The sequence below is a fragment of the Rubripirellula amarantea genome (genome assembly GCF_007859865.1).
Lineage (GTDB): Bacteria > Planctomycetota > Planctomycetia > Pirellulales > Pirellulaceae > Rubripirellula > Rubripirellula amarantea.
In genome coordinates this window covers 1,354,326-1,381,200 of the sequence record NZ_SJPI01000001.1, presented here as the reverse complement: position 1 = coordinate 1,381,200, position 26,875 = coordinate 1,354,326, and the positions used below count along the sequence as shown (strand labels likewise).

Here is a 26,875-nt window from a genome sequence, read left to right as displayed (position 1 = left end):
AACGTCTGCGATTAATGTAGTACGACCGAATGATTGACGTACCCTTAGCGGTATCCCATCGACATGGATACGACTTCATGTCGCTCAAGAGTTTCGCCCTCTTCATTCACCTCGCTAAGACGAACCCCGTAGCCCCACAAATTGGCGAGATGGCAGAGCACCCGGTTGCAGTCCTCTTTTGCCAACAACCGATTTTTTCGGACTCGATGAACGAGGGATAGACGTCGATTGCCTGATAGATCCGCTTCAACAATCTCAATTTCAGGCTCTTGTCGAGAAAGATCATATTGCGAAGCAAGGCTGCGGCGAATTTGTCGGTAACCGGACTCGTCGTGAATGGCTTCGACAGACAAGTACGGGATTCTGCTGTCGTCGCTGACGCTGAACAAGTGCATTTCGCGAATCAATCGAGGGCTCAAGAACTGCAACACAAAGCTCTCGTCGCGGTACTCGGCCCAGAGTTCTTTGAGAACATCCATCGGGCGGCCGCAACCGGCAATATCCGGGAACCAGTGTCGATCTTCGTTGTCGGGGTCGACGCAAATTCGCTCGATGTCTCGCATCATCGCAAACCCAAGTGCGTATGGATTGATGCCACCGAATCGTCGATCATCGAAATCGGGTTGGGCCACGACGGAAGAGTGAGAGTGCAGGAATTCTAACATGGCACCGTCATCGATCTTCCCATGATCGTGAAGCCGGTTCATGATTTGGTAGTGCACGTAAGTGGCACAACCTTCATTCATTAGTTTTGTTTGACGTTGCGGATAAAAGTACTGAGCGTTCTTGCTGACGATCACAAGGATTTCACGCTGCCAGTCTTTTAGCTTGGGAGCATGGTTGGCTAAAAAACGCAGCACGTTTTCTTCTGGCAGATCGCAGGCGGGCAAGGAGCCTTCGCCAGTCGAACTTGGGTGCGTCGATCGCGAAGGCGCAAACTTGTTGTTGGTTCTTTGAGGTAGCGTGCGCCACAAATCGCTAAAGTTAGCTTCTTCGTATTCGTGCCGTTCCTTCGCCTTGAGTTCACGCTGCTTATTCGTTTTAGTGGGAGCAGCATATTTGCTAATTCCACAATTCATCAAAGCGTGTGCTGAATCCAATAGGCTTTCCACCGCCATAACGCCATGTTTCTCTTCGCAGGAAGCGATGAAGTGCTTCGCGTAGCTCAAGTCGTCGAGAACGCGGTCAGCGCGTGTCCATTGCCGAAATAGGTGGTTGTTCTTGAAGAAGTGGTTATGCCCAAACGCTGCATGAGCAATCACCAGCGTCTGCATCGTCATCGTGTTCTCTTCCATCACATAACTGACGCAGGGATTCGAATTGATCACCAATTCGTAAGCGAGCGCCCTAGCGCCTTTGCGATACAAGAGTTCCTCGCGGGCATAATGCTTACCGTACGACCAATGCGGATACATGATCGGCATTCCAATCGACGCATACGCGTCGAGCATTTGTTCGCTGGTGATAACTTCGATTTGATTGGGGTAGACATTGAGCCCCATTTCACCAACGGCGATTTCTTCCACCGCATCGTGCACCTTGGCGAGCAAGTCAAAGTTCCAATCGGAACCTGTGTAAAGCAAACCAGAGGTGGTCGAGGTAGCGTTAGGAGTAACACTCATGAAGCACTTCGACGTTCTTTGGCAAACAGTTGATGAAAGACCGGATAGATATCAGAGGCCTCGGTGACACGAGCAACCGCGAACTGAGGATGGGCCGCGGCTAGCGGTTCGTAGGCTTTCCATAGAGAGGACACGCCAAAGTAGTCCCCTTCGATCACTTCGATGTAAGCATAGTACTGGCACATTGGCAGAATCGTTTGGGTCAACAACGCCATCGTCTGAGGCATGTCGTGATCGAAATTGTGTCCATCAGAAGCCTGGGCGGCGTAAATGTTCCAGTCCTCAACCGGATATCGTTGCTGGACAATGCGAGACATTTCTTCAAGTGCCGACGAAACGACGGTGCCACCACTTTCGTTGCCGTAGAAGAAGGTTTCTTCGTCCACTTCGGACGCACGATACGTATGCCGTATGAAAACGATTTCAACAGCGTGGTAGTGACGTGTTAGGAACAAATGAAGCAACATGTAAAATTGCTTTGCCAAATGTTTGAGGTCCTCGGTCATCGAAGCCGAGGTATCCATCAAGCAAAACATGACCGCTTGCGTGGTCGGTTTGGGGAGGGATTGAAAGTGATTGAAACGCAAGTCGATGGTATCGAGGAACGGCACCACCTGCATGCGATTTTTCATGACCGCAATGCGCTGCCGAAGCAATACCGCCTCGTCTTGCTGATCGTTTTCGATTGCTTCTTCCAACTGCTTTTCAAGCGATTGAAGTTCAGCCAAATGAGGTCGCCGCAGTGCGATGCGACGAGCAAGGCTTTTCCTTAAGGTTTGTTGTTTATTGAGTTGCTGGGGCGATCCGTCGGACGAGTATCCCGCTCTCGAGCGTGAATGGGTCGTCATCGACTTGAGTTTCTTCTTGGCAAGGTTCGGCAGTTGTAGCTCTTCGAAGAACAGATCGAGAAACTCGTCGCGGGTGAGTCGAAAGACGAACGAATCTTCGGTATCCCCATCTGGGCTACCTTCGTTTCCGCTATCGCCCCCGGCACGTGGCTTCCGGATTCGGTCCCCACGTTGATAACCCTTGTTGCCGGGCAACACATGTTCGCGATTACCTTTTGAAGACTCGTATTCGAATGAAGGTTCACGTATGTCGTGAGTATTGACGACCACTTGTTCGCCACCGTCGAGTCCACGCTGCAAGTCGGCGACGCGGTGGTTTTTGATCGCCTCACGCACCGCGTTGCGAACATGCGATTTCACGCGTCTCATGAACCGAGCTCGGTTGCCCAGATTCTTGGATTTTGGATTCGTACGTCGGTCGATGAAGTGCATGGAAACGATAGTGCAAGAGAGAGGGAAGTGCTCGCAACCAAATGATCAGCCTGACTTGCTCACTCGCATGTACCAGTCCACCAAGCGGCGAACTTGTCGTTCGGTGTAGCCACGTTGAACCATTCGTTCGACGAAATCGTTGTGCTTCTGTTCGGCATCGCTGTCTTTTTTGGCACCAAAACTAATCACCGGCAGCAACTCTTCAATTTGGCCAAACATCCGCTTTTCAATCACATCGCGGATCTTTTCATAGGACGTCCATTCCGGGTTCTTGCCTGCATTCTTGGCTCTTGCACGGAGGGCAAACTTGACGATCTCGTAACGAAAGTCCTTGGCATTGGCGATCCCCGCTGGGTGCTCGATCTTTTCAAGCTCTTCGTTCAGGATCGTGCGATCCATCAATTGACCGGTGTCGGGGTCTTTGTAGTCTTGGTCGTCGATCCACGCGTCGGCAAAAGCGATGTAACGATCGAATAGGTTTTGCCCGTAGCTGTGATACGATTCGAGATACGCCTTTCGAATTTCGTTACCGATGAATTCCGCATAGCGGTTCGAAAGTTCCTCTTTCACGAATTCCAAGTACTTCGTTTCGGTGTCTTCATCAAACTGTTCACGTTTGATGGATTTCTCGAGGACGTAAAACAGGTGAACAGGATCAGCAGCGACTTCTTGCGAGTCAAAGTTGAAAGTCTCGGATAGGATCTTGTAAGCGAACCGTGTCGAGACGCCTGTCATTCCTTCGTTCACACCCGCCGTGTCATGGTATTCCTGGACCGTTCTCGCGTTCGGGTCGGTGTCTTTAAGCGATTCACCGTCATAGACTCGCATTTTGGAATAGAGGCTCGAATTTTCGTGATCTTTAAGACGTGTCAGCACCGAGAATCTAGCCATCAACTGCAACGTATCTGGGGCGCACGGTGCGTCCCCAAGCATTGAATTTTCAATCAGCTTGTCATAGATCATCCGTTCTTCGGTAACGCGAAGGCAGTAAGGCACCTTCACCACGCAAATTCGATCCAAGAACGCTTCGTTATTACGGTTGCCTTTAAACGATTCCCATTCCGATTCGTTGCTGTGGGCAACAATGATTCCTTGATACGGCATTGCACCCACATTTTCAGTGCCCACATAGGAACCATCTTGAGTAGCGGTCAGCAGAGGATGCAGCATTTTTAGCGGAGCCTTGAACATCTCAACGAACTCCAGCATGCCTTGCGTCGTTCGGTTGAGCCCACCGGTATAAGAATAGGCATCGGCATCGTTCTGGCCGAAGTGTTCCAACTGGCGAATGTCAACTTTTCCAACCAACGACGATATGTCTTGGTTGTTCTCATCGCCTGGTTCGGTTTTGGTCACCAAGCACTGGCGTTGTTGACTTGGGATGACACGAACAACATTGAACTTAGAAATGTCTCCGCCAAACTCATCAAGTCGCTTCAGTGCCCAAGGAGACATCGAACCTGGCAATCGGCGGCGCGGGATGTTGTATTCCTGCTCAAGTACGGATCCCATCGTGTTAGGATCAAACAATCCAAGCGGGCTTTCAAAGATAGGACTTAGCTCGTCACCCGCAGCCAACACGTAGGCGGGTTGAGTTTGCATTAGCTTCTTAAGCGTTTCAGCGAGTGAACTCTTTCCGCCCCCAACGGGTCCCAGCAGGTAAAGGATTTGCTTTCTTTCCTCGAGACCTTGGGCAGCATGTCGGAAGAATCCAACGATCCGCTCAATCGTTTCTTCGAGACCATAGAAGTCGCGAAAAGCAGGGTAAGTGGTGATCGTTCGATTCAAGAAGATTCGTCCGAGGCGCGAATCCTTAGATGTGTCGACGCGAATCGGTTCCCCGATCGCTGCGACCATTCGTTCTGCGGCAGTGCTGTAAAGCGTCGAATCACTACGAGCCGCCTCCAAGTACTCGGGCAACGACATGGTCGTTTGCTTGTCTCGGTCGTAGCTCTCGCTGTAAAGCCTTAAAATGTCAAATGATGTTGTAGCCATGGCAATCCCTCATTCCGACTTAATCTGGCAAAGAATTTCGCGCGCGCTTCACCCTCGCAGATGGCTGAAAACCAGTTTCGATTTGGAAATCGACGAACCGATTTTGATAGTGGCAAGTCGGGCGAAAACGAGGCGTCCGATGCTCTCTCGCAGAAGGTGATGGCGTGCATTCATTATAGGACTGCTCAACCCAAACCAACGAAAAAACTTTTGCGAGCTTTTTAGGTATGCTCGTCAAAGTTCAAGCGTCCCAACGACTTGCAGCGGCTGGGGCAGTTCGTATTTGCATCAGAAAGCATTTTCCAGGTTCTGGTCATTGCCGGCGAACTTCCTCACCAACGGTTCAACACAGGCCGCGACTTTCAGTGATAATGCTGTGGCTTCGGTCAGGACCGGGTTGCTAGCTTCGCTTCGTTCGACAGAGAGTTCGTCGACGAATCGAGGTTGTTCCCTAGGTGCAACCTGTGACCGCGCAGTTTTCTTGGCTACCTTTCCGATTGTTGACCCGTTCTCAAAATGAACCACCCGAAATCCATGCGACTTTGCGTCTGCTTACCGGTCTATAATGACTGGGAATCAGTTTCTGAGTTGATCGCTGAGTTGGTCCAGGTCGACGGGGTGGTTCGGATCGTGGTGATTGATGACGGTTCGACACGCTTGCCCAACGTCGACGATCTCACCGATGCTGTTCGCGGAAAGGCGCGTCTCGAACTTATTTCGCTGACGACCAATCTGGGGCACCAACGGGCCATTGCGATCGGGTTGTCGGCTCTCGCTAGCGACATCACTTTCGATGCTTTGGTCGTCATGGACGGCGACGGACAAGATGACCCGGCTCATATCCCTGTGTTGGTGGACACGTATCGGTCTGTCCCGGACCAAACGATCGTGTTTGCGCGACGTAGTCGACGAACGGAGGGATTGGTTTTTCGATGCGGATATATCGGATTCAAAATTTTGCATCGGGCGCTCACGGGCCGGGGCTGTGACGTGGGCAACTTTAGTTTGATTCCGTCGGCGTCACTTTCGCGTTTGACGCATCTGTCTGCATTGTGGAATCACTATGCCGCTGCGGTGCTGTGTTCTCGTTTGCCAACGGCGAAGGTGGATTGCCCTCGCCGAGCTCGCGTGGCGGGTCAGTCACACATGCACGTGACGTCGCTCGCAGTCCATGGATTGCGAGCGATCTCGGTGTTTGGCGAAACGGTTGGCGTACGAGTTGGCTTGGCGTTAGCAACCTTGATCGGGTTGGTGTTTGTGGCTCTTGTTGCCGTGGTGGGGATTCGCTTGGCCACGACGTGGGCCATTCCCGGATGGGCAACCAGCGCGGTTGGTTTGCTGTTGATCTTGCTTTTGAACCTGATGCTGCTGCTGGCTCCGAGCGTGTTGTTGATTTTGTCAGCACGCAGCGGCACATCGATGATCCCAGCACTTGATTGGAATGACTTTGTCGCCAAGTGGAAGGTAATTCATGACGGACGTTGAACAACCGCCCTACGAATATTGTGGTGAAGAACTCGAACTCTTTCAGCATGCGATTCACTGGAAGGAAACGCTGCGCCGGCAAATCGAACCGTATCTTGGTGACCACGTACTTGAGGTGGGAGCTGGCATTGGCGGGACAACGCGAGTCTTCCACAACCAATCTCGGCGACGGTGGACGTGCTTGGAACCGGATCCTGTGCTTGCGGATCAGCTACGGGGGTCTGAACTGGATGTCGAAGTCGAACTGGGGACTTTGGAATCACTGACTGATCAAAAGAAGTTTGACACGATCCTGTACATCGACGTCCTGGAACACATCGAGCAAGACGCTGAAGAGCTCAGACTAGCGGCTCGTCATTTAAATCCTGGTGGCTATTTGGTGGTGATGTCACCAGCTCACCCTTGGCTGTACTCACCATTCGATAAAGCCCTGGGGCATTTTCGTCGCTACACCAAGCAATCCTTGCGAGCGGTCGCCCCAGCAAGCATTGACGAGCATCAGATGATCTATCTTGATAGCGTCGGAATGCTCGCTTCGGCGGCCAATCGCATATTCTTGTCTCAGTCGCACCCTACGAAAAAGCAGATCCTGTTTTGGGATCGTGTTCTTGTTCGTACTTCGAAGTGGGTCGACCCGTTGCTTTTTCGCCAAGTCGGAAAAAGCATTCTTGCAGTTTGGAAGTGCAACCAAACCGGCTCTTAGTTGTGAGGCGGTTCGCTGGCAAGGACCACCTGAGTTTCTATAACGCGGGCCTTCTGTTCGTCAGTGAGTTTGAGGTAGCGGTGCTTACCTGACTCGCTTTGGGCAAAAACGGTAAGCCCGTCGTCGGCAACGGTAACCGTTCCGCGCGGCGAGAGTCCGAAGTAATCACGGTTGGGACGCACCGCATGAAGTACGCTGGTCAGATCCCATGTCGGGCGATCATGGGGCGGCGGATTGTACGCGATGTAGGCTTCGGCCAATGGATGATGTTCCACGTAGCGATAATCTTGTTCAATGCTTTGGTGAGGATAGGGGACCGCGATCCCAATTTCAAAACCGCTCCAAATGATTTCGGTTGGCCAGTCCGTAACCAATTTCTTGGAAGCAGGAATATCTTTGACCACGTTGTATTCACGGTGTTCGACCAACTTGCCATCCTGAGGAATTTTGGTGAACGCACCAGCCATGATTGAGAGTAAACGCACCTTCTGATTGACCAACGCGATCCCGTCTAAGTCGCTGATCTCGTCGGCTTTGGAATCAAGCAAGTTCACCAAGTTCGTTGAGAATCCCACTTGGGCGATCACAACGGAATGGTCTTCAGCCTTGGCAAGCGTCTGACGAAGAAGCAGCACGGCGTCAGGTGCATCATCGCCACTACGAAGATCGTGAGGGTAACGCAAGGCATCCGCATCTTGTTGGTGCGCTAGCCCATTGAACTTGCCCTGGTGGTTGGTGACACCACTGCGACACACCCCAATTGGAATATCACCGCGTCCGTAGAAGGTATTTACAGCATCGGTGAACGCGGCCGCGTCTTTATGGTCCTTCGTGATCGTGACCGCAAGCAACTCGCATTCGCCACGGCTCTGCAAAGCGTGGATCATCCCCAGCGCTAACACATCATCAACATCGTTTCCAATGTCGGTGTCAAAGATGAGGGGGACTGGATTAGCTTCGGGCAGATCGTCCGCGTGAAGACTGAGGGCCATTCCAAAACAGAGGCCCACCAGCAGAGGTAAACTAAGAATTCTTGGCATCAAATGCACCGGGAGAGAGGAAATTGGCGGGAAATACGAAACTTAATGCAGTTTCGCTGGTTATTGAGCTTAGATAAACCAAGCACTCACCGCGAGCAACTAGCCAATCGTCTGTCGTTTTAAGGAACCCAGTAAATGAATAACCCACGGCGATTTCGTCATAGATTCGCTCTGACAGCGTTGCTGACGGTCGTTCTCGGTTCCGTGACCTGGGGGCAAGAGGACAGTGCGGAAGGGAATGCGTTTTTCGAATCCAACATTCGACCGGTGCTCATCAAAGAGTGCTATTCCTGTCATTCAAATCAGACTGGGAATGCTCGGGGCGGTCTGCGGCTAGACACCCAGCAGTTGACGATTATCGGTGGGGATAGCGGTGCAGCGATTGTGCCGGGCGATTTGGACGAGAGTCAACTGTGGCTCGCCATCACGCACCAATCTTCCGAGATGCCACCTCGCGGCAGGCTTTCGGATACGGTGATTGAAGACTTTCGTCGCTGGATCGAAATGGGGGCTCCCGATCCTCGCGAAACCGAGATCGTAGAAGTGCAATCGTCAATCACTTCGGCAGACATCGAAACTGCCAAGGCAGAATTTTGGGCCTACCAACCGGCGCACGATCATCAGCCACCTCGCGTCAACCACGACGAGTGGCCCACCAATGCGATCGATCAGTTTGTGCTCGCGAAGCTAGAAAGTAAGGCTTTGACTCCTGCTGTTGATGCGGATGCTCAATCGGTGCTGCGACGCCTAACGTTCGATTTGATCGGACTCCCGCCAACATCGGAACAGCGGTCAAGCTTTGAAAATCGTTGGCAAGAAAGTCCCGAGTCAGCTATCGCGTCGATGACCAGTGAACTACTAGGGTCAGATCAATACGGTGAGCGGTGGGGGCGGCATTGGCTTGATGTAGCTCGATACGCTGAATCCACCGGCCGCGGTGTTAACATGACGTACCCGCACGCATGGCGGTATCGTGACTACGTGATTGATTCGTTCAACGATGACAAACCGTTCGACCAATTCACTCAAGAACAAATCGCCGGTGACCTGATGCCGGCAAAGTCAGACCAGCAATGGTCCGAGCAGTTAATAGCGACAACGTTCTTGGCCGTAGGGGCAAAGGCCGTCAATGAGCAGAACCCTGTGCAGTTTGCAGCAGACTTAGTGGACGAACAAATTGATGTGACCACCCGAGTTTTTCTCGGTCAATCCGTTGCCTGCGCCCGTTGTCACGATCACAAGTTCGATCCGATTCCGCAAAGCGACTATTACGCGTTGGCCGGTATCTTCGCGGGCATGAAGACGTACTTTGGAAACCCACCTTCAGAATTCGGTGAAGCCAAAACAGCTCAGTCACGGCGAACAAGTTCATTGCTATTGCTGCCGGTTGACGACCCGAATCCGTACGACGCATCGTATTCGGCTCAAGAATTGAAACAGTTACGTGACCGGATCGTCGAAAAGCGACGTGAACTCTCTCAACTAGGCCCCCGAAGTGGAGGCAACTCGATTCGCGAGCGTTTGCGATTGACCAACGAGATCGCTCAGCTTTCGGCAAAGTACTCAGTGGTCGACGAAAACGGCCAGCCAAAATCGTATTGCATGGGCGTTCAGGAGCCCGATCAACCTCGCGACGTAAGAGTATTGGTTCGCGGCGAAATTGATGCCCCCGGCCCGGTTATCCCTCGCGGTGTTCCCCAAGTCCTAAACCGAGATGGCGTTGATATTCCCGTGGATCAGAGCGGTCGATTGCAACTTGCTCAATGGATCGGTAGCGATGCCAATACGCTAACCGCCCGCGTGATGGTCAATCGAGTTTGGAAGCATCTGTTCGGCCGTGGGTTGGTATCGTCACTAGAAGATTTCGGCTCAACAGGCGATCGTCCCAGCCATCCGGAACTACTGGATCACTTAACCGTTGGATTTATCGAGTCCGGTTGGTCGGTCAAGACACTTATTCAAACCATCGTGACCTCTCGCACTTATCGAATGAGTTCCGAGTTTGATCAGCAGCACTTTGAGGCCGATCCCGAAAACCGATTGCTTTGGCGAATGGAACCGAGACGTTTGGACGCCGAAGCGATTCGAGATGCGATGCTACTGATTAGCAGCGATCTACAGCTTGAGCGTCCACGCGGCAGTGAGGTTGCCAAAGCGGGATACGTTGCCGTCCGCGACGGAACGTTTGGAATCGACCGTGATCGCATACGAGAACAAATAGAGGATGCGATGAAACAGCAACGTGTGCGAACGCGTCGTCCCTTCTCGGGTCCGAGGCAAGCGATGGGACGTCCCAACCCTCGTCAATTCTTGGAAGAGGCGATTGAGCGTGAACGAGACCGCTTGGACATGACCACGGCGACCTATCGGAGTGTTTATTTGCCCGTTGTTCGCGACGAAGTCCCTCGTTCATTGGAAGTGTTCGATTTTGCGGATCCGAACACGGTCATTGGGAATCGAGAATCGTCCAATACAGCCAATCAGGCTCTCTACTTCATGAACAACCCCTTCGTGATTCAGCAAAGCGATGCGACCGCGCAACGCATCGCGAAGCAAAGTTCAAGGTCCATCGATCAGATCAAGTTGGCGTTTGAGCACATCTATGGAAGACAACCAAGCAGCACCGAAAGAGTGGCTGCGATTTCATTGGTGAAATCGATGACTGGTCAAAAGAACAATTTCAATCAACGCCAGTTGGGAGTCGCTGCGTTGTCGACTCTTTGCCAAAGTTTGTTTGCGTCCGCTGAATTTCGTTATCTGGATTGAGAACTATGTTAAATCGACGACAAACACTGAAGAGCACCGCAGCGGGTTTTGGTTATCTTGCGTTCTCGGGGCTGACCAGCATTGCGGCCGAACGAGAAGCCGCTGTCAGCAAGAATCCGCTCGCGCCGAAACCGTCGCATTTTCCGGCACATGCCAAACGAGTGATTTTTCTGTGCATGCAGGGTGGACCTTCGCACGTAGACACCTTTGATTACAAGCCTCTTCTCGCACGAGATCATGGCAAAGAAGGCAAGTACGGCGGACGACTACTCAAGTCGCCCTTTGAGTTCAACCAACATGGCGATAGCGGTCTTTGGATTTCTGATCTGTTTCCGCATGTTGCTGAGCACGCAGATGACTTGTGCTTAATTCGCTCGATGCAATGTGACCAACCCGTTCATACCGGCGCGATGACGCAAATGCACACCGGCACCGCTCAATTCATTCGTCCGTCACTTGGCGCTTGGACTTTGTACGGGTTGGGCAGCGAGAACGAGTCGCTTCCTGGCTTCATTTCGCTGAGCCCTCCGCCGAGTAGCGAACGCAACTTCGGCAGTTCATTCTTGCCGGCGATTTACGGAGGTACCAAAGTGGGGCGGTCCGGTGGACGTGGGATGCAGTTTGGTGGCAACAACAGCCAAGAAACCGTTCCCGACATTCGTTCTACCCGACTCACCAAGTTGCAACAACGCAAACAATTGGATTTTATACAATCGCTCAACCGCGGAAAACTGAAGCGAGATGATCACGCACCCGGCATCGAAGGCGTGATTGAATCTTATGAACTCGCGTTTCGAATGCAGGACGAAATGCCTGAGATGATGGACTTGTCAGGTGAAAGCGATCGAACACTTTCAATGTACGGCGTGAACAATCCCGCAACGGCCAACTTTGGCAAGCAATGTTTGTTGGCGAGACGGTTTGCTGAAGCTGGTGTGCGGTTCATCGAGGTCACGCACGGTAATTGGGATCAGCACGTTCGCCTAACCGCCGACCATGGTGAACGAGCCGAAGGATGCGATCAACCAATCGCGGCACTTCTGCAGGACCTAAAGCAGCGAGACATGCTCAAGGACACACTTGTCGTTTGGGGAGGCGAGTTTGGACGCACTCCCGCCGCCCAGAATGGCGACGGCCGCAATCATAACAACAAGGGCTATGCGACTTGGATGGCTGGTGGAGGCGTCAAAGGTGGATTCAGTTACGGTAATACTGACGAACACGGCTATGAAGCGGTTGAGAAGACCTGCCACATCCATGATTGGCACGCCACGATCCTGCACTTGATGGGACTTGATCACGAGCGTCTTACCTACCGTTATGCAGGCCGAGACTTCCGCCTCACCGACGTTCATGGAAACGTTGCCAAAGAGATCATTGCCTAGGAACGAAATCATCGACCCGAAGTTGCTATCGCGGTTCGTCGTCTAACGCGATGACGAGAAACGAAGGATTCTCATAGCGAGGCGATGGCCATGCTGCGGTTCTATGAAGATCCCTGATCTCGTTGAAGCGATCATTTGACTTTGACAATACGATGACCGCATTACCCTGATCCATCTGCGCGGGAACCGTGTCATGCGCGAGATATGCAGACGCCTCTTGGACTCGGCGATATCGCTGCGGGGTATTGGACGCGTGCGAATGCCACGCAAGATGTTCCGTATAGACAGTGGCAAAGTATCCAATCCTATGCGAGTCGGACACGATCTGGCGATTCTCGGGAAGCGTGCTTAGGTACTCCAAAGCAGTTCGCTCATCCGGCTCAAGCTGGAATCCGGTTTGCGAACGCATTTGCCATGCGAACCACACCGCGTTGTCTAAGACCATAACGATCATCAAAGAACCGACCAATAGTGGACCGAGTCGCCGCATTGAAATTAGCCGGTCAAAGATAGCGATGAGCGTAGGCGCCCCTAACAAAAACAATGGAACCCAGATGTAGCCACGCGTAAAGTGAAGTGGTTGATGGGGCGTGATTGCAAATTCGTGGTTGGCTAGCAGGAAAGAAACGAAGAAAAATACCAGAAGCAAACGATTGAAGTCCTTCGATAACATTCGTCGTGTCAATTCGGGAGTGCGCGCACGCCAGAGGGCAAGAGCCGCGACGATACCGTAGGCGGGAACCATCACGTTCGCTTTCATCGACCAATCCAAAGTCCATTGGCTCACTAGTTCAACGTGCTCTTGATGACTAGGAAGGTAGAGAAGGTAGTACGCGAAATGCAACGTGGCGATCAGGACGGTGGTCACTAATGCCTTCAAGGGAACTTCGGGATTGCGAACATAAAGACACTCAATCGACATCCAAGTAGCAACGATCAGGATGAACTGCGTGCCCGTAAACGGATGGCTTGCCGCCAGCACCGCTAGGCAAACCATGGCAAGGACGAAGCGTTTCTTTATCAGCAGCACGACGCATCCGAGCGACATCGCGTGATAGAGTGATTCCGTGGGATAACAAAAATTGCGTCCCAAGTTGAGAAACCACCAGCCATCAAATGGGTCAGGGTGCATGACGCTTTCAAAACTCCATGGCATCTTTACCATGCACCGGAGAGCACCCCACGCCGCAAACGTTCCCGCCGACCAAACAAAACAAATCAGAGTCAGTTTATTGGATAGCGTTTCTAACCCATAAAGTTGATCGAACAACAAAATTGATATTCGCACGGCAACGATTCCGAACACCGCCCCCATTACGACAAACAGTGTTCCTGGATCGGGTTGGCAACTATACAGAACGATTGCCGTCACCAGGGTGATCGGCTGGAAATAGATCTTGGGTGATTCTTTTAACGGGCTAAATGGATTGCTGTAGAGCAGCGAAAACTTTCCATCATCGAAGTGCTGACGAGCATTCGCCATGTAGTACGGCATGTCGTACTGAATGAACCCTGTCGGATGCACGCCACTGCGGTACGCGTTCCAGTAGTGGGACCCATAAAGCAGAATCACAGGAGCGAGCAAGATAGCACTCGCAGCAAAAATTAAGCTCTCACGGCGTAGCACCTGCGTCCACGTTGCTCCAACAATCTGTTGTCGATTGCTTTCGACGAAACTCATCTGCTAGTTCTCCAAGAACGACGCGAGTTCAATAGCGATCTCTACGGAAAACCATAAGTCGATACTGCAGTCGATCGTTGTAACCTTTCGAGGCATGGCATGGTGCTGACTTGGTCGAGCCATTGGAACCATCGCATCAAATGCCTATCGGCCGCGACGGGGGTTGATGGGTTCCATTGCACCGCTGAGGGCGTTGATGTACGTCATTGCGATGCGGAAGATAAAGAATATCAAAACAAGGCCGACAAGCATCCGTACCAAGATCGTAGCCAACATGGACATGAACTTGACCGCGTCTTCGGCACGCTCGTCGTACTCCGCCGCTAGGTGCTGCATCGCTTCGGCATCGGTACCGCTGTGTTCGGAAATGTCCACCCGTGCGATGAAGTCTTCTGGGAAAACACTCATCGCATTCAACGCTCCCGATAGCGTTGAACCTTGGCGGATCGCTTTCTCTGAATCTGCAATTCCGCTGGCGTAGTAAGAACTACCGGTGCTCTTGCACGAAAGCGCGATCGAACGGATGGGATCCAGTCCAGCATCCAATGCCAGTGCCATCGTGTGACAAAACCTTGCGATCGTGATGGTTTGAATCGCAGGTCCGATCTTGGGGATCATGTACAACAGCGGCGCTAGGTTTTGAAGTCCAAACCAATTTTGAAAGAACGCAGCGATGAACAAACCGATCGAGCCAAATATCAGAACGAGGTAGCCCCAGAATTTCAGTACACCTTCGGGACCACGCAAACCCAGACCAAGAATGTCTGTCATCTCCGCACCACCGGCAGCACGCATAATGCCCATGATGTAAATCAGCAGCGACAGTACGGCGATGCCGGCGAAGAGTTGAAACACGGGCCACGAAATCGAGCGGATGAACTTGCGTCGCATGTCCACGCGGTGTTGAAAGTGCTTGGCCAGAACAAACAATGCTCGCTCTAGCTTGCCCGTTTCTTCACCGACTTCGGTCATTGCCGTCAGCAAAACCGGGTAGTACGGCTCGGCTTGTTGCATTAATTCGTGAAGTTGATGTCCTCGGCTCGCTCCATCGGCAAGAGCCTGCATCTCGCGACGCTGTCGCGATGAGCCATGCGAAGTTTCGCTTTGCAGCAATCGGACAACATCAACGCCTGCGCGGTGGCCCGTAGCGAAGCGGTGACAAAACTTCGCCGCGTCCGTGATTTTCATCTTTCGAGAAAACAAACCGATGATGCCTAACGTCTGAAGGTGCTTGCCGAGCTTCGGTAGTTTACCGATACAACAAGACCCATTGTGATTGACGAACCAGTCAAGGCATAGACACCTAATGCTAGCCAGATCAAGTCGGATGCTAGCCGCTTCAAGCCGGTGAGCTTGGGCTGTGGAAGCTGGTCATGAGGGGCTGGTTGTTAGGGCTGGTCAGTAGAGATTAAGCCGCTGGGCGAGCGACTTGATCATTTGCAGCGGCAGCCGATACTTTTTCATATTCGGCATAGTTTGCCACGGCATCGTCAAGCTGAGCGAGTTGCTCACGTGCGGTTTGGGAAACATCCAAAAAGATCATGCGTTTCACGCCGATTTGGCACCAACCGGCGGCTCCATCTTCCAACCGTTCGATCCGAACATCAAAGCCGTCTTGGCGGACTTCGCGCAGACGTTTTCGCAATCTTTCGACCACATTGTCTTGCTGATGGTCGTCGAAATTCACACGGCCGAGCGAAAGGGGGGCATTCATGGCAAGGCTATCTGCGATCGGGAAAGTGGCACTTGATCCGCCAAGTTTGGCAAGTCTTACCGGCTTGTGAATCTATGACGGACCCTCAAGCTGTGCTGCGCTAGTCTTTCCGTGTATAGCAAATGAAGCGGTCGAACCGATAGATCAACCTAGCCACCTATCGCGTTGGCAACCGCACGCATCTCTCATCGATATGGACGACATGGAATTGCAATCGAAGCCTCAGCCTGAGATCACTGACCTTGTCGCTCAAAATCAGTACCTCAAGAACGAGATGAAGAAGATGCAGTCGATGGCTGCGTTGGGCGAATTGACTGGAACCGCGACCCATGAGTTTAACAACATGCTCATGACCGTGATCAACTACGCCAAGCTAGGGCTACGTAATCGGGATGATGCCAGTCGCGATAAAGCTCTCACGAAAATTCTTGAAGCATCCGAGCGAGCTGCACAAATTACCAATACGATTCTGGCGCAAGCCAAGAATCGCAGCGAGTCGTTTGAGCCCACTCAGTTGAATGAGATCATTTCTAGCTCGCTTGTCTTGCTTGAGCGAGAAATGCGAAAGTATCGAATCAGCATCGAAACGCAGATCGACGAGACTACGCCAAAGGTTCACGCCAGTGGCAACCAAATCGGACGCGTATTGCTAAATCTGCTGATCAATGCTCGCCAAGCGATGCCTCATGGCGGGACGATCTTGATTCGCCTATGTGCTTGCCGTGACGACGACAACATGGTTGAGTTGACCGTTCGCGATTCCGGTAGCGGCATTGAACGGGAATCATTACCCAAGATTTTCGATCCGTATTTCAGCACCAAAGACGGACCTGATGAATCGGGCAAAGGCGGAACCGGATTAGGGTTGGCCGCTTGCAAAGAGGTGATTGACTCGCACCGAGGACGCATTCGCGTCGAGAGCACCGTGGGCGTGGGAACGGCTTTTATCATTCGTTTGCCGATCGCCGGTTCGGCTCAAGCAGCCGCATGAAGAGAACGAAGCTAGTTCGCTGCAACGGCTCCGCCAACTTTGGGAAGTTGTCGGGCGATGTAGCGAGGAACCAGCATCAAGTACCGTTTGCTTTCGGGGTCAAACGTGATTCGATAGGAATCACGTCCGGCGTTTTGCATGATTTGATCCATCAGCAATTGAAATCGACGGGCGTCTGCTTCCGTGGCCATTGGCTCGCTTCCAACAATCACCGGCAAGCGATCGTAAGTGGCTGGACTGCCGAGCCACCAATGGTTCTGGTCGACAGCACGTACTTGCAGACTGAATTCGTCCAAAAGAGAGGACAAGGTATTCCCCGCGTCATCTCTTGCGATCGGGAACACCAAACGGTTGGGACGCATGCCACGCCGGTTGGCGTCATGCCAATTCACCATTAGCACAGCACCGGTTGCTTGAGCCGATCGACGCAAGAATCCCGCCGCGGCGATTGGAGTATCGACTTGAGGGATCGTTTTACCGCCCTCAAGCTCTTTCCATAAATCCGACGATGGTGCACCGAGTTGCGTCCACCGGCGAATGCGATCATCAGCGACTTTCCCTTCTATGTTCCTCATTCGGCGCAGCGTTTCGGTGGCGAGAATCCGCAATTGATCTGATTGCCGAGGTGTCATCAGGGGAAGCTGCGCCGGTGCCGGTTCAACATCACCGGCCTCGACATCATCCGCGGACTCGACCTCGCCGTCGACATTTCGGTTGCCGCCTGCGACATTCACTTCTTCCATAAAGTCGTCGATCACTTTCTCTGCCGAAACTTGACCAGCATTGAAGTCATCGAGCAATAGAAGCGGCTGTTTCTTTGTCGCAAACGCGTCGTCAGTCATTGTCAGCACGACCATCGTGGCTTCAGGGCGAATTTCGCCGTCGACCTGAGCGGCAATGTCTTCGAGCCACTGTTTCGCGGTGCGAACCTTGCCCGTCGTTGTGATGGGATCGGCGATATTGATTCCACCTAAGTCGAGTGACACCCAGTCCAGTTGAATCGGTACACCCGTGGTTTGGCTAATCAAGAGAACAAAGGAAGGCAGCGCATATCCGTTGCTGCGAAATGCCATTCGAATCGCTAGGTCCGCTTTGACATCGATTGGCGGTGGCGGTTCCATTCCCAATTCATCTTCATCCTCTTCGGCTGAATCAATTTGAACCTGCTCAATCGAAGGAGGAGCCTGCAGTGTCGGCTTCTGAGGTAAACCATCTAGAAGCAGCAAAGGTGTGAATTGCTGTAGGCCCGCGGGCAACTCCGCCAGCATCCCCTCCTCGGGCCCTTCATCTGACTTCCCGGGAACCTGATTCGATGGCAGCAAGTCTTGCTTTACGGCAGGAAGTCCAAGTGGTTGGTCACTCGTCGGCATGCCATCAAGTGGTGACTTGGGAAGCAGCGAAGACGGGATGATGGAATCCGACGCTGGCGTATCAACAACGGTGGGTTCTGTTGGTTTGCCGCTCGTTTGATCAGATGCTTCCGGATCAGACATTTCTTGATCAGCCGTTTTCTGATTTGGGGTCTGCACCGATGTTTGCGATTGATCCATTGATCCCGGTTCATCAACATTCAAATCGTTCGCTTGGGCAATCTCTTCGCTCGCAGTCGAATTCTGAGTGGATGATTCCGTTGGCACGGAATCGGCAGACGTCTCATCAATCGCCGGCGAAGTTTCAATGACCGGTGAAGGATCAGGCATGGTTGCGACACCAGATTGCGATTTCACAAACCAGAAGAACATCAAACCGGTGATGAACAGCGTGGACACGGCTAGCATCGCGACCATGGCGGTCTGACGAGTCTTACGCGTACGATCGCTTTGCCAAGCTAGGGTCGTCGGCGGAACACCCGAGAGCGATTGATCGACTGCGTTAGGATCCGTCGGAAGTGGTGGGCCGCCGGCAAAGGCAGGGCCATCGGAAGGAATTCCCAAGCCTTCGGCATCCGACTCTGAATTGAGGCTTCCGCTGATGCCATCTTCGGTAATTGCTTCGCTGTCGACCGGGGATTGCCCCATTGCGATGGGGGAGATAGGTGCGATGGGGGCGGCGACGTCTCCGTTTGCTTCCGCCGTGCCGGGCGGTTCAATTTGCACCATTGAAGCACATTTCGGGCACGCCGAAATTGTTCCGATCAGCGATGGATCGCCAACGCGCAAACGGCTACCGCAGGTGGTGCATTGAACGGCATAAGGTTGAAATGGCAACGAGCTAGCCCGAAAGACGAGATCAGCGATAGATTTTGGCCCGTTTTGCAGGCACTTGAGACGGCGACGGTCGCGATTGCTTGCTTCGGGAACACACTCTGGCTAACAATACAGTGTAGGCGACTCGCTTCAAACGCGAATCGGTCAACTGCGAAGACCTTTTCTTGTCTAAGAATTGGGTTCTCGGGGACACGCCGCTTTTAATTTACGCTCGTCGTTCATATACGCCTTCATATTCACTAGGAAGATTCGCTGATGGCCCGCAAGGCTCAAGACGTCACGGAAGCCGAACTGGCGATTCTCGAGAAAATCTGGTCTGACGGTCCGATTAGTGTCAAGGAATTGGCCGTCAATCTGTACGGCGAGGCCACCACGTCGACGACCGCCACCGTCCAGAAACTACTTGGTCGGTTAGAAACCAAAGGCTGTGTGGATCGTGATCCGACTGTTTGGCCGCGACTGTTTCGCGCCGCAATCGATCGCGATGAGCTTATCCATCGCCGTTTGCAAATCACCGCCGACGAACTTTGCGAAGGTTCTCTCGGTCCGCTACTAAGCCACCTGATTAAGCGATCAGGGTTGTCGCGTACCGAACGCACCAAACTGCGATCAATGCTCGACAATTTAGACAATGAGTCATAGGCCGCACTGATACGTTTTCACTGAGTCTCATTCATGGAATCTTTTTGGCAACCATGGTTGTTCAGCAACGCGGCGATCGCTCTGGTGATCGCGGTGATGGCATGGCTCACGCACCGAGTGTTCGAACGACCTGCTGTGGCGCATTTCGCGTGGATCTTGGTGCTCGTCAAACTGCTTACGCCACCGTTGCAAACGATTCCGCTCGTGGTCGCCATTTCAACGCCAACTTGGCACGAACGTTTCACGTTGGCGACTGAACGTCCGGCATCGACCGCATCCTCGATTACCTTGATTGCTCTTTGCATTTGGGTGCTAGGATCGGTGCTGATGTTCGTATGGATCTTGATCGGAACTCGTCGCGTGAGTCGATTGTTGGATTACCGCGGGCGATACGATCACGATGCAACTCAATTGTTGGCCAAGGTGGAAGTGAGTGCCACAAGTGTGAAGGGCATGGTCCCGCAAGTCTGGTTGGTGGATGCGATTATTTCGCCGATGTTGTACTGCCCACTACGATGGAATATTTCGTCATCAGCCAAGATTGTTTTTCCTAAGACGCTCTGGCAATCGCTCGACGAATCGTCTCGATGCGTTTTGCTGCGTCATGAACTCGCTCATTGGTATCGCCGCGATTGGTTGGTGCGATTTTTAGAGATGTTTGCCATGGTGTGTTTGTGGTGGCACCCCTTGGTTTGGATTGCTAAACGTCAAATCGAAAATTGTGAAGAACGATGTTGTGACATTGCAGCCGTGGCGTCGACGCCGAAATTAAGACGTACGTATGCCGAAGCGATCATGCACACGCTTGATTTTCTTTGTAAGCCCTTGGAACGGGATCGCAGCGAAGTGAGAACGCGACCGCTTGCTTCGGGCGTGGGGCGATTTCCGACCATGGAAAATCGGCTGCGTCAAATAATGAAGCCGTCTAGGCAGGAATCGTTGATCGATCTTTCGAAATGTCGAATCGGATACGGGCGAGGAATTGGATTGCTGTTAATCGTGGTCCTCATTTCACCGTCATTGACGTGGCGGTTCATGCGTTCACCTCCTTTCGAAGACGTGAACCCGGCTGTCCTGAATGCTAGTTCCGAAGTGGATTTGGATATTTCGCCACGCTTTCAAAGTCGCCAACGTACGCCATAGAGACGCATTTTTTCGAAGTTTGAGCCTAAGAAACAAGACGCTCCTTCGTCTCTATATTGCCGATTCGCCAAACTCGCTTTGGCGGTACGATTGATGTCGTGTCGGAATCTACTCTCAACTTGCTTGTCACCAATTTTTGATACTAGGACGTGATCTCGTGTTTCAAAGACGTATCACCGCGCTCGCTTTTCTTCTCTTCGGCTCCTTTGCAACTCTGTTCGCTATGCAACTTACTCCCTCGGATTGGAAAGACGTCAATGACGCGGTTGCGAAAGGACGCCCTGAAACGGCGGTGAAGGCATTGGAACCGATCATTCAAAAAGCGATCGATACAAACGATCTTGACGCGGCCGCTCGCGGGATTGCAATGCGGGTCATGCTCAAAGGCAATATTCAAGGCAACCTGCCGGCCGAAATCGTCCAACTGTATGAGAGTGAGATCGCGAACGCGCCTGAGCCGATCAAACCGGTGCTAGAGGCACTGCTTGCTCATTCGTATTGGGGTTACTTTCAGCAAAACCGCTGGCAGTTCGCTCAACGCACTGAAGGCGCGGTCGACGCAAATGACAAGGACTTCACCACCTGGGATTTAGCGAGAATCTTAGACAAGATCGACTCTCAGTTTCAAACAGCGTTGGCAGATGACGAAAGACTTCAAGCCGTCGCGTCATCAGACTTCAGCGAGTTTCTTGACAAAGGAAATACCGGGGACGACTATCGACCAACCTTGTTCGATGTCATCACCGAAAGTGCGATTGAATTCTATTCCGCTGGCGAACAAGCGGGTTCGGTGTCGTCGGATGCGTTTGTGCTTGATGCCGCCAGTCCGATCTTTGAACCACTCGAAAAATTTGTCGATTGGCAACCGGACAGCCAGGATCCGGATTCGGCTCTCATCCGAGCGATCACTCTTTATCAAAAGGTGTTGACCTTTCATCAAGGTGATGAAGATGAGACAGCACTGTTGGACTTTGATCTTGCTCGACTGCGTTTTGGATACAACCACGCCACCGAACCAAACAAGAGTCAACGCTATGAAGAGGCGCTAAAGACGTTTGCCGAAACGAATCGCGACAACGAAGTTAGCAGCCTCGCCTTGCATGAGCTAGCGGATCAATATCACAACGCAGACCAACGAGCACTTGCGCATAAGACTGCGAGTGAGGGACTAGCCCGGCATCCAGAAAGCGTCGGCGCGAACCGATGTTTCAATTTGATCCAAGCGATCGAAGCGAAGACCTGCTCCGGCGAAGTCGAACGCGTTTGGAATGATCCTTTTCCCGAGGTGGAACTGGTCTACACCAATATCACAAAAGCGTATTTTCGGCTGGTGCCTTTGGACTATGACGCGTTTCTTACGAGCGGCAACTACGGTCAACCCTTGCCTCGAGAAGACGCGGAACTTGCTCGCGTATTGCAAGCGAAGCCGATTCGCCAATGGTCCGTTGATCTACCGGTGACGGCGGACTACATGCCACGTCGCGAATCGGTGACGGTTCCTCATGATGTTCCGCTGGGCTCGTATTACTTGATTACCAGTCACGATGAATCGTTCCGCACTAATGACAACCAAATTTCCGTCACCGAAGTGTGGCGAAGTGATTTGTCGTTGATCGTTCAGACTCACCAAGGGCAGGGAAGGGTGAGCGGTTTTGTACTCGATGCTAAGTCGGGCGAGCCGGTTGCCAACGCGAACGTCGATGTTTGGAAGTTTCCCAACAATCGAGGTCGCCGTTCAGACGTGCCACGTGTCGAGAAGCGTTTGACAACGGATCAGGAAGGTAGATTTGAAGTTAGCCAAAAGAGCACAGGCGTGATGACGTTCGTCGCTCGGGTTGGCAAGGATCGGCTTGCTTCACCCACGCGATTCGCGTCAAACGTCCACAGCAATGTTGATCGGGCCAGATCGAATACCCTTTTCTTCACCGACCGCGCCATTTATCGACCTGGCCAATCGGTCCACTACAAAGGTATCTGCTACTCCACGGATCAAGCCAAAGATGCCTATCGGACGCTTGCGTCGCAGAACGTGACGGTAGTGTTTAAGGATTCTAATGGTCAAGAGATTGAACGTCGCAGTCACCGCAGCAACGATTACGGAAGCTTCTCCGGAACGTTTACGGCACCCCGAGATCGGTTGATGGGGGAAATGTCGTTGCTGGTCGAAGTCGGTCCTTCGGGCAGTGTGGGTTTCCGCGTCGAGGAATACAAACGTCCTAAGTTTCGTGTTGAAGTCCAAACGCCAACGAAGACGGCTAAACTAGGCGATGATGTTACGGTGCAAGGTGTTGCCACCGCTTACACCGGGGTTCCCATCGATGGTGCGATGGTCAAGTACCGCGTGACTCGCCAGGCTCAATACGCGCCATGGTGGTATTGGCGATGTTGGTGGCAACCAGTAACTCCTCAGCCGGTTCAAGAGATAGCGGTGGGGACCACGACAACCGATGAACTTGGTCGTTTCGATGTTGACTTCGTGGCTCGGCCTGATGAGTCCGTTGATAAGGCATCCGAGCCTACGTTTCGATATATCGTGTATGCGGACGTTACTGATACTACAGGAGAAACGCGATCTGATGATGCGACGATTTCGCTCGGCTACTCAGCGATATCAGCGACACTTTCAGCAGACGACTGGTTAACGCAACAGTCGCCCACGCAAATCACAGTCCTCGTCAACGGCTTGTTGGGTGACGATGCGAACGCGACGGGAACACTTAAGGTTCATCGCTTAATCGAACCTGAATCAATCGGCCGTCCTTCGCTAAGCGGTGTCAGACGCCATCGGTTTCTTGGGGGAGTGAACCAACCGGTGGATAAAGACGAGGTGGATCCGTCGAATCCGAATTCATGGCCCCTGGGTGAAGTGGTCGCGGAGTTTAACGTTGCCACCGCCGCCGACGGGAAAGCATCGTTCTCGACCGATCTAATGGCGGGTATTTATCGAGCCGTTCTTACGGTGGCTGACGATGACGGGAATGATGCTTCCGCCGTGCTTCCGTTGCAGGTCTTCGATCCAGAATCCGACACGCTGAAGTTGAAGTTGCCGTTCATTCTTGAATCTAAAACGTGGTCGTATCAACCGGGCGAAACCGTTGATGCTCTTTGGGGTTCTGGGTACGAAAAAGCTCGCGTTTACGTTGAAATCGAACATCGCGGAAAGATACTCAAATCCTATTGGACCGCACCGAACGTTACTCAAGGTCGCATTAAAGTTCCGGTGACGGAAGCAATGCGGGGTGGATTCACAATTCGTACCACGATGGTCAAAGAGAATCGAGCGTACCTTCAACAAAAACAAGTTGCCGTTCCGTGGACCAACAAAGAACTCGACATCACTTGGCAGCGGTTCGTGTCAAAGTTGAAACCTGCGGCCGAGGAAACCTGGACTGCTTCTATTCGAACCAAAGGCGATCAAGACAATGCCGCTATCGCCGAGATGGTAGCCACGCTCTACGATGCTTCGCTTGAAGCCTTCGTCGCTCACCGCTTTGGTAGCTTGTCTAATTTGTTTCGTAGCGACTATTCTCTCACCCAGTCGTCCTTTGCCAACGCAAACAACAGCTTGACGATTGTCCGCCATGGTTGGACGACCGATAGCCGCGATGCGCAGTTAACGTATTGGCGTTTGCCAGCCGAGTACACAAACAGATTTTGGGGTGGGATTTACGGACGCGGTCTTAACCTTCCACGCGGCGTGATGATGAAGGGAAATGCGATGCCGATGCCGATGGCGGCGCCTGCTGCGATGATGTACGGCGAAGGTATGGAGCATGCTGATTTCGCCTTCGAGAGCGAAGCCCTTGGTGTCGACGGACTTCAAGACGCACGAAATGGTGAGGCTGCTCCGAAAACGCCGTCTGTTGATCTTGAGAATGTTTCCGCTCGTACCAACCTGAACGAGACCGCGTTCTTTCTGCCGCATCTGGTTTCGGATAAGGAAGGCATCATCACGATGTCATTCACCATGCCCGAAGCATTGACCGAGTGGAAGTTCATAGGGCTTGCTCATGACAAGAAACTTCGCAGCGGTTCACTCTCAGGAACAACCGTCACGGCGAAGGACCTGATGGTTCAACCCAACCCACCTCGGTTTGTACGTGAGGGCGATGAGATTGAACTGACGGTCAAGGTTAGCAACCAGTCGCCGACGATCCAAACCGGATCAGTTCGACTTACGTTTGCCGACGCTCGCACTAGGGAAAACGTAGACGCGAAACTTGCGAACCAAAATATTGACCAAGAATTTGAGATTCCAGCGGGTCAATCTCGTTCGTTGTCATGGCGAATTAAAGTTGAAGATGATCTTGGTGTGCTGACCTACAAAGCGGTTGGCTCTACGGGCAAGCTGTCCGATGGCGAAGAGGGTTACTTGCCCGTCCTTTCGCGACGGGTGCTAGTGACCGAATCATTGCCGTTACCAATTCGAGGTAAAGAGACGAAGGAATTCGATTTCGACAAGCTGATCACATCGGGGAAATCAGACTCGATCGAGCACCAATCACTTACCGTACAAATGGTGTCCAATCCATCTTGGTACGCTGTGATGGCACTGCCTTATCTAATGGAATACCCACATGATTGCAGCGAGCAGACGTTCAATCGCTTGTATGCGAATTCGCTTGCTAGCCATATCGTTGGAAGTGACCCCAAGATCGCCCAAGTTTTTGATCAGTGGCGAAACACACCGGCGCTGGATAGTCCGCTGGAAAAGAACGAAGACATTAGAACGGTCATGATCGAAGAATCACCGTGGTTACGTGATGCAAAGCAGGAAAGTCAATCACGGCGAGACGTCGCGTTGTTGTTCACGAACAATCGGCTGAAAGACGAGATGGCGCGAGCCATGCAGAAGCTGTCGCAGATGCAGATGGACGATGGATCGTGGCCATGGTTCGATGGCGGACGAAGCAACCACTTCTTGACGCTTTACATCACGACCGGAATGGGCCGCCTGCGTCATCTTGGTGTTGAAATCGACGTGTCCATGGCAACTAAATCGCTGGGATTCCTTGATGGATGGATCAACCGCATCTACACGGAAATTGATGAGGACGATCGAGACAAAAATCATCTCTCATCGACGATCGCGTTATACCTGTATGGGCGAAGCTTCTTTCTAAAAGATCAACCGATTGCCCAGGAAAACCAAGCTGCATTGAACTACTTCGTTAACCAAGCGAGCAAGCACTGGTTGTCGTTGCGATGCCGTCAATCAGAGGCTCATATCGCTGTTGCCCTGAAGCGACTTGGCAAACTTGATCCTGCCAAAGACATCATGGTTTCGCTAAAAGAGCGAAGCGTGAGTGACGATGAACTGGGGATGTTTTGGCGGGACACGGAAAATTCTTGGTGGTGGTACCGTGCTCCGATTGAGTCACAAGCAATGATGATTGAGGCGTTTGACGAAGTGATGAATGACCAAGACGCAGTTGAGGATTGCAAAGTTTGGTTGCTCAAGCAAAAGCAAACCCAGAACTGGCCGACGACGAAGTCGACTGCGGACTCGATCTATGCATTGCTACTTCGCGGCACCGACCTGCTCGCATCAGACGAATTGGTGCAAGTTTCGTTGGCCGGTAAAACGGTTGAGCCAACCAATGTTGAAGCGGGCACTGGGTTCTATCAAGAACGATTCGTTAAGTCAGAAATCAAACCTGAAATGGGCAATGTCACGTTGACGAAAGTCGATGACGGAGTCGCCTGGGGAAGCCTGCATTGGCAGTACCTCGAGGACCTATCGAAGGTAACACCGCACGATGGAACGCCACTCACGTTGACCAAACAACTCTTTGTGAAAGAGAACACAAAGGATGGGCCCAAGTTGATGCCTGTCGATGGTGCGGTGAACGTAGGCGACGAATTGGTCGTGCGGGTGGTGCTGCGAAGCGACCGAGATATGGAATACGTCCACTTGAAGGATCATCGTGGTAGCGGCACAGAACCGGTTAACGTCCTCTCACGCTACAAATCTCAAGACGGTTTGTTCTATTACGAATCCACCCGGGATACGGCCAGTCACTTTTTCATCGACTACCTGCCTAAGGGCACCTACGTCTTCGAGTATTCCACTCGAGTGCAATTGGTTGGTAAGTACCAAACCGGTTTTGCCAATATCGAATGCATGTACGCACCAGAGTTCAACGCCCACAGCGAAAGCCTGCCGATCGTCGCTCAGTGAATTCTCTGCTTGCGTTTCGTTGAGACGCGGCGACAGTCTC

General features: G+C 52.4%; 16 protein-coding genes. 8 read left to right on the top strand and 8 right to left on the bottom strand.

Annotated features, from left to right (window positions below; all coding sequences use genetic code 11):
• Positions 1-44: 44 nt before the first annotated feature.
• The 3 genes from Pla22_RS04975 to Pla22_RS04965 are packed head-to-tail and all read right to left on the bottom strand — an operon-like array spanning position 45 to position 4,897.
• Positions 45-1,622 carry a SpoVR family protein gene (locus Pla22_RS04975; RefSeq protein ID WP_146513633.1) on the bottom strand — a complete coding sequence of 526 codons (1,578 nt, stop codon included), beginning with the start codon at positions 1,620-1,622 and terminating at the stop codon, positions 45-47.
• Positions 1,619-2,902 (bottom strand): YeaH/YhbH family protein, encoded by a 1,284-nt coding sequence (locus tag Pla22_RS04970; RefSeq protein ID WP_146513632.1) that lies wholly within the window; start codon positions 2,900-2,902, stop codon positions 1,619-1,621. The genes Pla22_RS04975 and Pla22_RS04970 overlap by 4 nt, the downstream gene beginning before the upstream one ends.
• Before the next feature lie 45 nt (positions 2,903-2,947).
• Positions 2,948-4,897, bottom strand: coding sequence for a PrkA family serine protein kinase (locus Pla22_RS04965; protein WP_146513631.1), 1,950 nt, complete (start codon positions 4,895-4,897; stop codon positions 2,948-2,950).
• Positions 4,898-5,413: 516 nt separating this feature from the next.
• On the opposite strand from Pla22_RS04965, the gene Pla22_RS04960 reads away from it, so the two are divergent.
• Together Pla22_RS04960 and Pla22_RS04955 are read left to right on the top strand one after the other, a co-directional pair.
• The gene (locus Pla22_RS04960; RefSeq protein WP_146513630.1) at positions 5,414-6,382 is read left to right on the top strand and encodes a glycosyltransferase; all 969 of its coding nucleotides are present in this window, start codon (positions 5,414-5,416) and stop codon (positions 6,380-6,382) included.
• Positions 6,369-7,085, top strand: coding sequence for a class I SAM-dependent methyltransferase (locus tag Pla22_RS04955; RefSeq protein WP_146513629.1), 717 nt, complete (start codon positions 6,369-6,371; stop codon positions 7,083-7,085). The genes Pla22_RS04960 and Pla22_RS04955 overlap by 14 nt, the downstream gene beginning before the upstream one ends.
• Here Pla22_RS04955 and Pla22_RS04950 read toward each other — a convergent pair.
• Complete coding sequence (locus Pla22_RS04950) at positions 7,082-8,125, bottom strand: nucleoside hydrolase (RefSeq protein WP_146513628.1); 1,044 nt, start codon at positions 8,123-8,125, stop codon at positions 7,082-7,084. The two genes, Pla22_RS04955 and Pla22_RS04950, sit on opposite strands and share 4 nt — an antisense overlap.
• 135 nt (positions 8,126-8,260) lie before the next feature.
• Between Pla22_RS04950 and Pla22_RS04945 the strand changes: the two genes are divergently transcribed.
• Together Pla22_RS04945 and Pla22_RS04940 are read left to right on the top strand one after the other, a co-directional pair.
• Positions 8,261-10,891, top strand: a complete 2,631-nt coding sequence (locus Pla22_RS04945; RefSeq protein ID WP_146513627.1) for a PSD1 and planctomycete cytochrome C domain-containing protein — start codon at positions 8,261-8,263, stop codon at positions 10,889-10,891.
• Positions 10,892-10,896: 5 nt separating this feature from the next.
• Positions 10,897-12,276 carry a DUF1501 domain-containing protein gene (locus Pla22_RS04940; protein ID WP_146513626.1) on the top strand — a complete coding sequence of 460 codons (1,380 nt, stop codon included), beginning with the start codon at positions 10,897-10,899 and terminating at the stop codon, positions 12,274-12,276.
• 25 nt (positions 12,277-12,301) lie between these two features.
• Here the strand turns inward: Pla22_RS04940 and Pla22_RS04935 are convergent, their stop codons facing one another.
• The 3 genes from Pla22_RS04935 to Pla22_RS04925 all read right to left on the bottom strand — a co-directional run bounded on the left by Pla22_RS04935 (position 12,302) and on the right by Pla22_RS04925 (position 15,671).
• Entirely contained in the window at positions 12,302-13,957 is a 1,656-nt protein-coding gene (locus tag Pla22_RS04935) for a hypothetical protein (protein ID WP_146513625.1), read from the bottom strand.
• 144 nt (positions 13,958-14,101) lie between these two features.
• Positions 14,102-15,145, bottom strand: a complete 1,044-nt coding sequence (locus tag Pla22_RS04930) for a type II secretion system F family protein (protein ID WP_146513624.1) — start codon at positions 15,143-15,145, stop codon at positions 14,102-14,104.
• Between the two features lie 220 nt (positions 15,146-15,365).
• On the bottom strand, positions 15,366-15,671 hold the full coding sequence (locus Pla22_RS04925; RefSeq protein WP_146513623.1) for a hypothetical protein: 306 nt from the start codon (positions 15,669-15,671) through the stop codon (positions 15,366-15,368).
• Positions 15,672-15,873: 202 nt separating this feature from the next.
• On the opposite strand from Pla22_RS04925, the gene Pla22_RS04920 reads away from it, so the two are divergent.
• The gene (locus Pla22_RS04920; RefSeq protein ID WP_242631803.1) at positions 15,874-16,662 is read left to right on the top strand and encodes a sensor histidine kinase; all 789 of its coding nucleotides are present in this window, start codon (positions 15,874-15,876) and stop codon (positions 16,660-16,662) included.
• Between the two features lie 11 nt (positions 16,663-16,673).
• Here Pla22_RS04920 and Pla22_RS04915 read toward each other — a convergent pair whose 3' ends face one another.
• Entirely contained in the window at positions 16,674-18,761 is a 2,088-nt protein-coding gene (locus Pla22_RS04915) for a hypothetical protein (RefSeq protein ID WP_146513621.1), read from the bottom strand.
• A gap of 363 nt (positions 18,762-19,124) precedes the next feature.
• On the opposite strand from Pla22_RS04915, the gene Pla22_RS04910 reads away from it, so the two are divergent.
• The 3 genes from Pla22_RS04910 (at position 19,125) to Pla22_RS04900 (ending at position 26,835) form a co-directional block, all read left to right on the top strand.
• A complete protein-coding gene (locus tag Pla22_RS04910; protein ID WP_146513620.1) occupies positions 19,125-19,511 on the top strand; it encodes a BlaI/MecI/CopY family transcriptional regulator in 387 nt (128 codons plus the stop codon).
• Between the two features lie 33 nt (positions 19,512-19,544).
• The gene (locus Pla22_RS04905; RefSeq protein WP_146513619.1) at positions 19,545-20,654 is read left to right on the top strand and encodes a M56 family metallopeptidase; all 1,110 of its coding nucleotides are present in this window, start codon (positions 19,545-19,547) and stop codon (positions 20,652-20,654) included.
• Positions 20,655-20,877: 223 nt separating this feature from the next.
• Positions 20,878-26,835 carry an alpha-2-macroglobulin family protein gene (locus tag Pla22_RS04900; RefSeq protein ID WP_146513618.1) on the top strand — a complete coding sequence of 1,986 codons (5,958 nt, stop codon included), beginning with the start codon at positions 20,878-20,880 and terminating at the stop codon, positions 26,833-26,835.
• Positions 26,836-26,875: the final 40 nt, after the last annotated feature.

Coding starts and splice junctions, on each gene's coding strand:
- Pla22_RS04975 (WP_146513633.1), bottom strand. CDS start 1,622: ATGAGTGTTACTCCTAACGCTACCTCGACCACCTCTGGTTTGCTTTAC.
- Pla22_RS04970 (WP_146513632.1), bottom strand. CDS start 2,902: ATGCACTTCATCGACCGACGTACGAATCCAAAATCCAAGAATCTGGGC.
- Pla22_RS04965 (WP_146513631.1), bottom strand. CDS start 4,897: ATGGCTACAACATCATTTGACATTTTAAGGCTTTACAGCGAGAGCTAC.
- Pla22_RS04960 (WP_146513630.1), top strand. CDS start 5,414: ATGAACCACCCGAAATCCATGCGACTTTGCGTCTGCTTACCGGTCTAT.
- Pla22_RS04955 (WP_146513629.1), top strand. CDS start 6,369: ATGACGGACGTTGAACAACCGCCCTACGAATATTGTGGTGAAGAACTC.
- Pla22_RS04950 (WP_146513628.1), bottom strand. CDS start 8,125: ATGCCAAGAATTCTTAGTTTACCTCTGCTGGTGGGCCTCTGTTTTGGA.
- Pla22_RS04945 (WP_146513627.1), top strand. CDS start 8,261: ATGAATAACCCACGGCGATTTCGTCATAGATTCGCTCTGACAGCGTTG.
- Pla22_RS04940 (WP_146513626.1), top strand. CDS start 10,897: ATGTTAAATCGACGACAAACACTGAAGAGCACCGCAGCGGGTTTTGGT.
- Pla22_RS04935 (WP_146513625.1), bottom strand. CDS start 13,957: ATGAGTTTCGTCGAAAGCAATCGACAACAGATTGTTGGAGCAACGTGG.
- Pla22_RS04930 (WP_146513624.1), bottom strand. CDS start 15,145: ATGAAAATCACGGACGCGGCGAAGTTTTGTCACCGCTTCGCTACGGGC.
- Pla22_RS04925 (WP_146513623.1), bottom strand. CDS start 15,671: ATGAATGCCCCCCTTTCGCTCGGCCGTGTGAATTTCGACGACCATCAG.
- Pla22_RS04920 (WP_242631803.1), top strand. CDS start 15,874: ATGGAATTGCAATCGAAGCCTCAGCCTGAGATCACTGACCTTGTCGCT.
- Pla22_RS04915 (WP_146513621.1), bottom strand. CDS start 18,761: ATGGTGCAAATTGAACCGCCCGGCACGGCGGAAGCAAACGGAGACGTC.
- Pla22_RS04910 (WP_146513620.1), top strand. CDS start 19,125: ATGGCCCGCAAGGCTCAAGACGTCACGGAAGCCGAACTGGCGATTCTC.
- Pla22_RS04905 (WP_146513619.1), top strand. CDS start 19,545: ATGGAATCTTTTTGGCAACCATGGTTGTTCAGCAACGCGGCGATCGCT.
- Pla22_RS04900 (WP_146513618.1), top strand. CDS start 20,878: ATGCAACTTACTCCCTCGGATTGGAAAGACGTCAATGACGCGGTTGCG.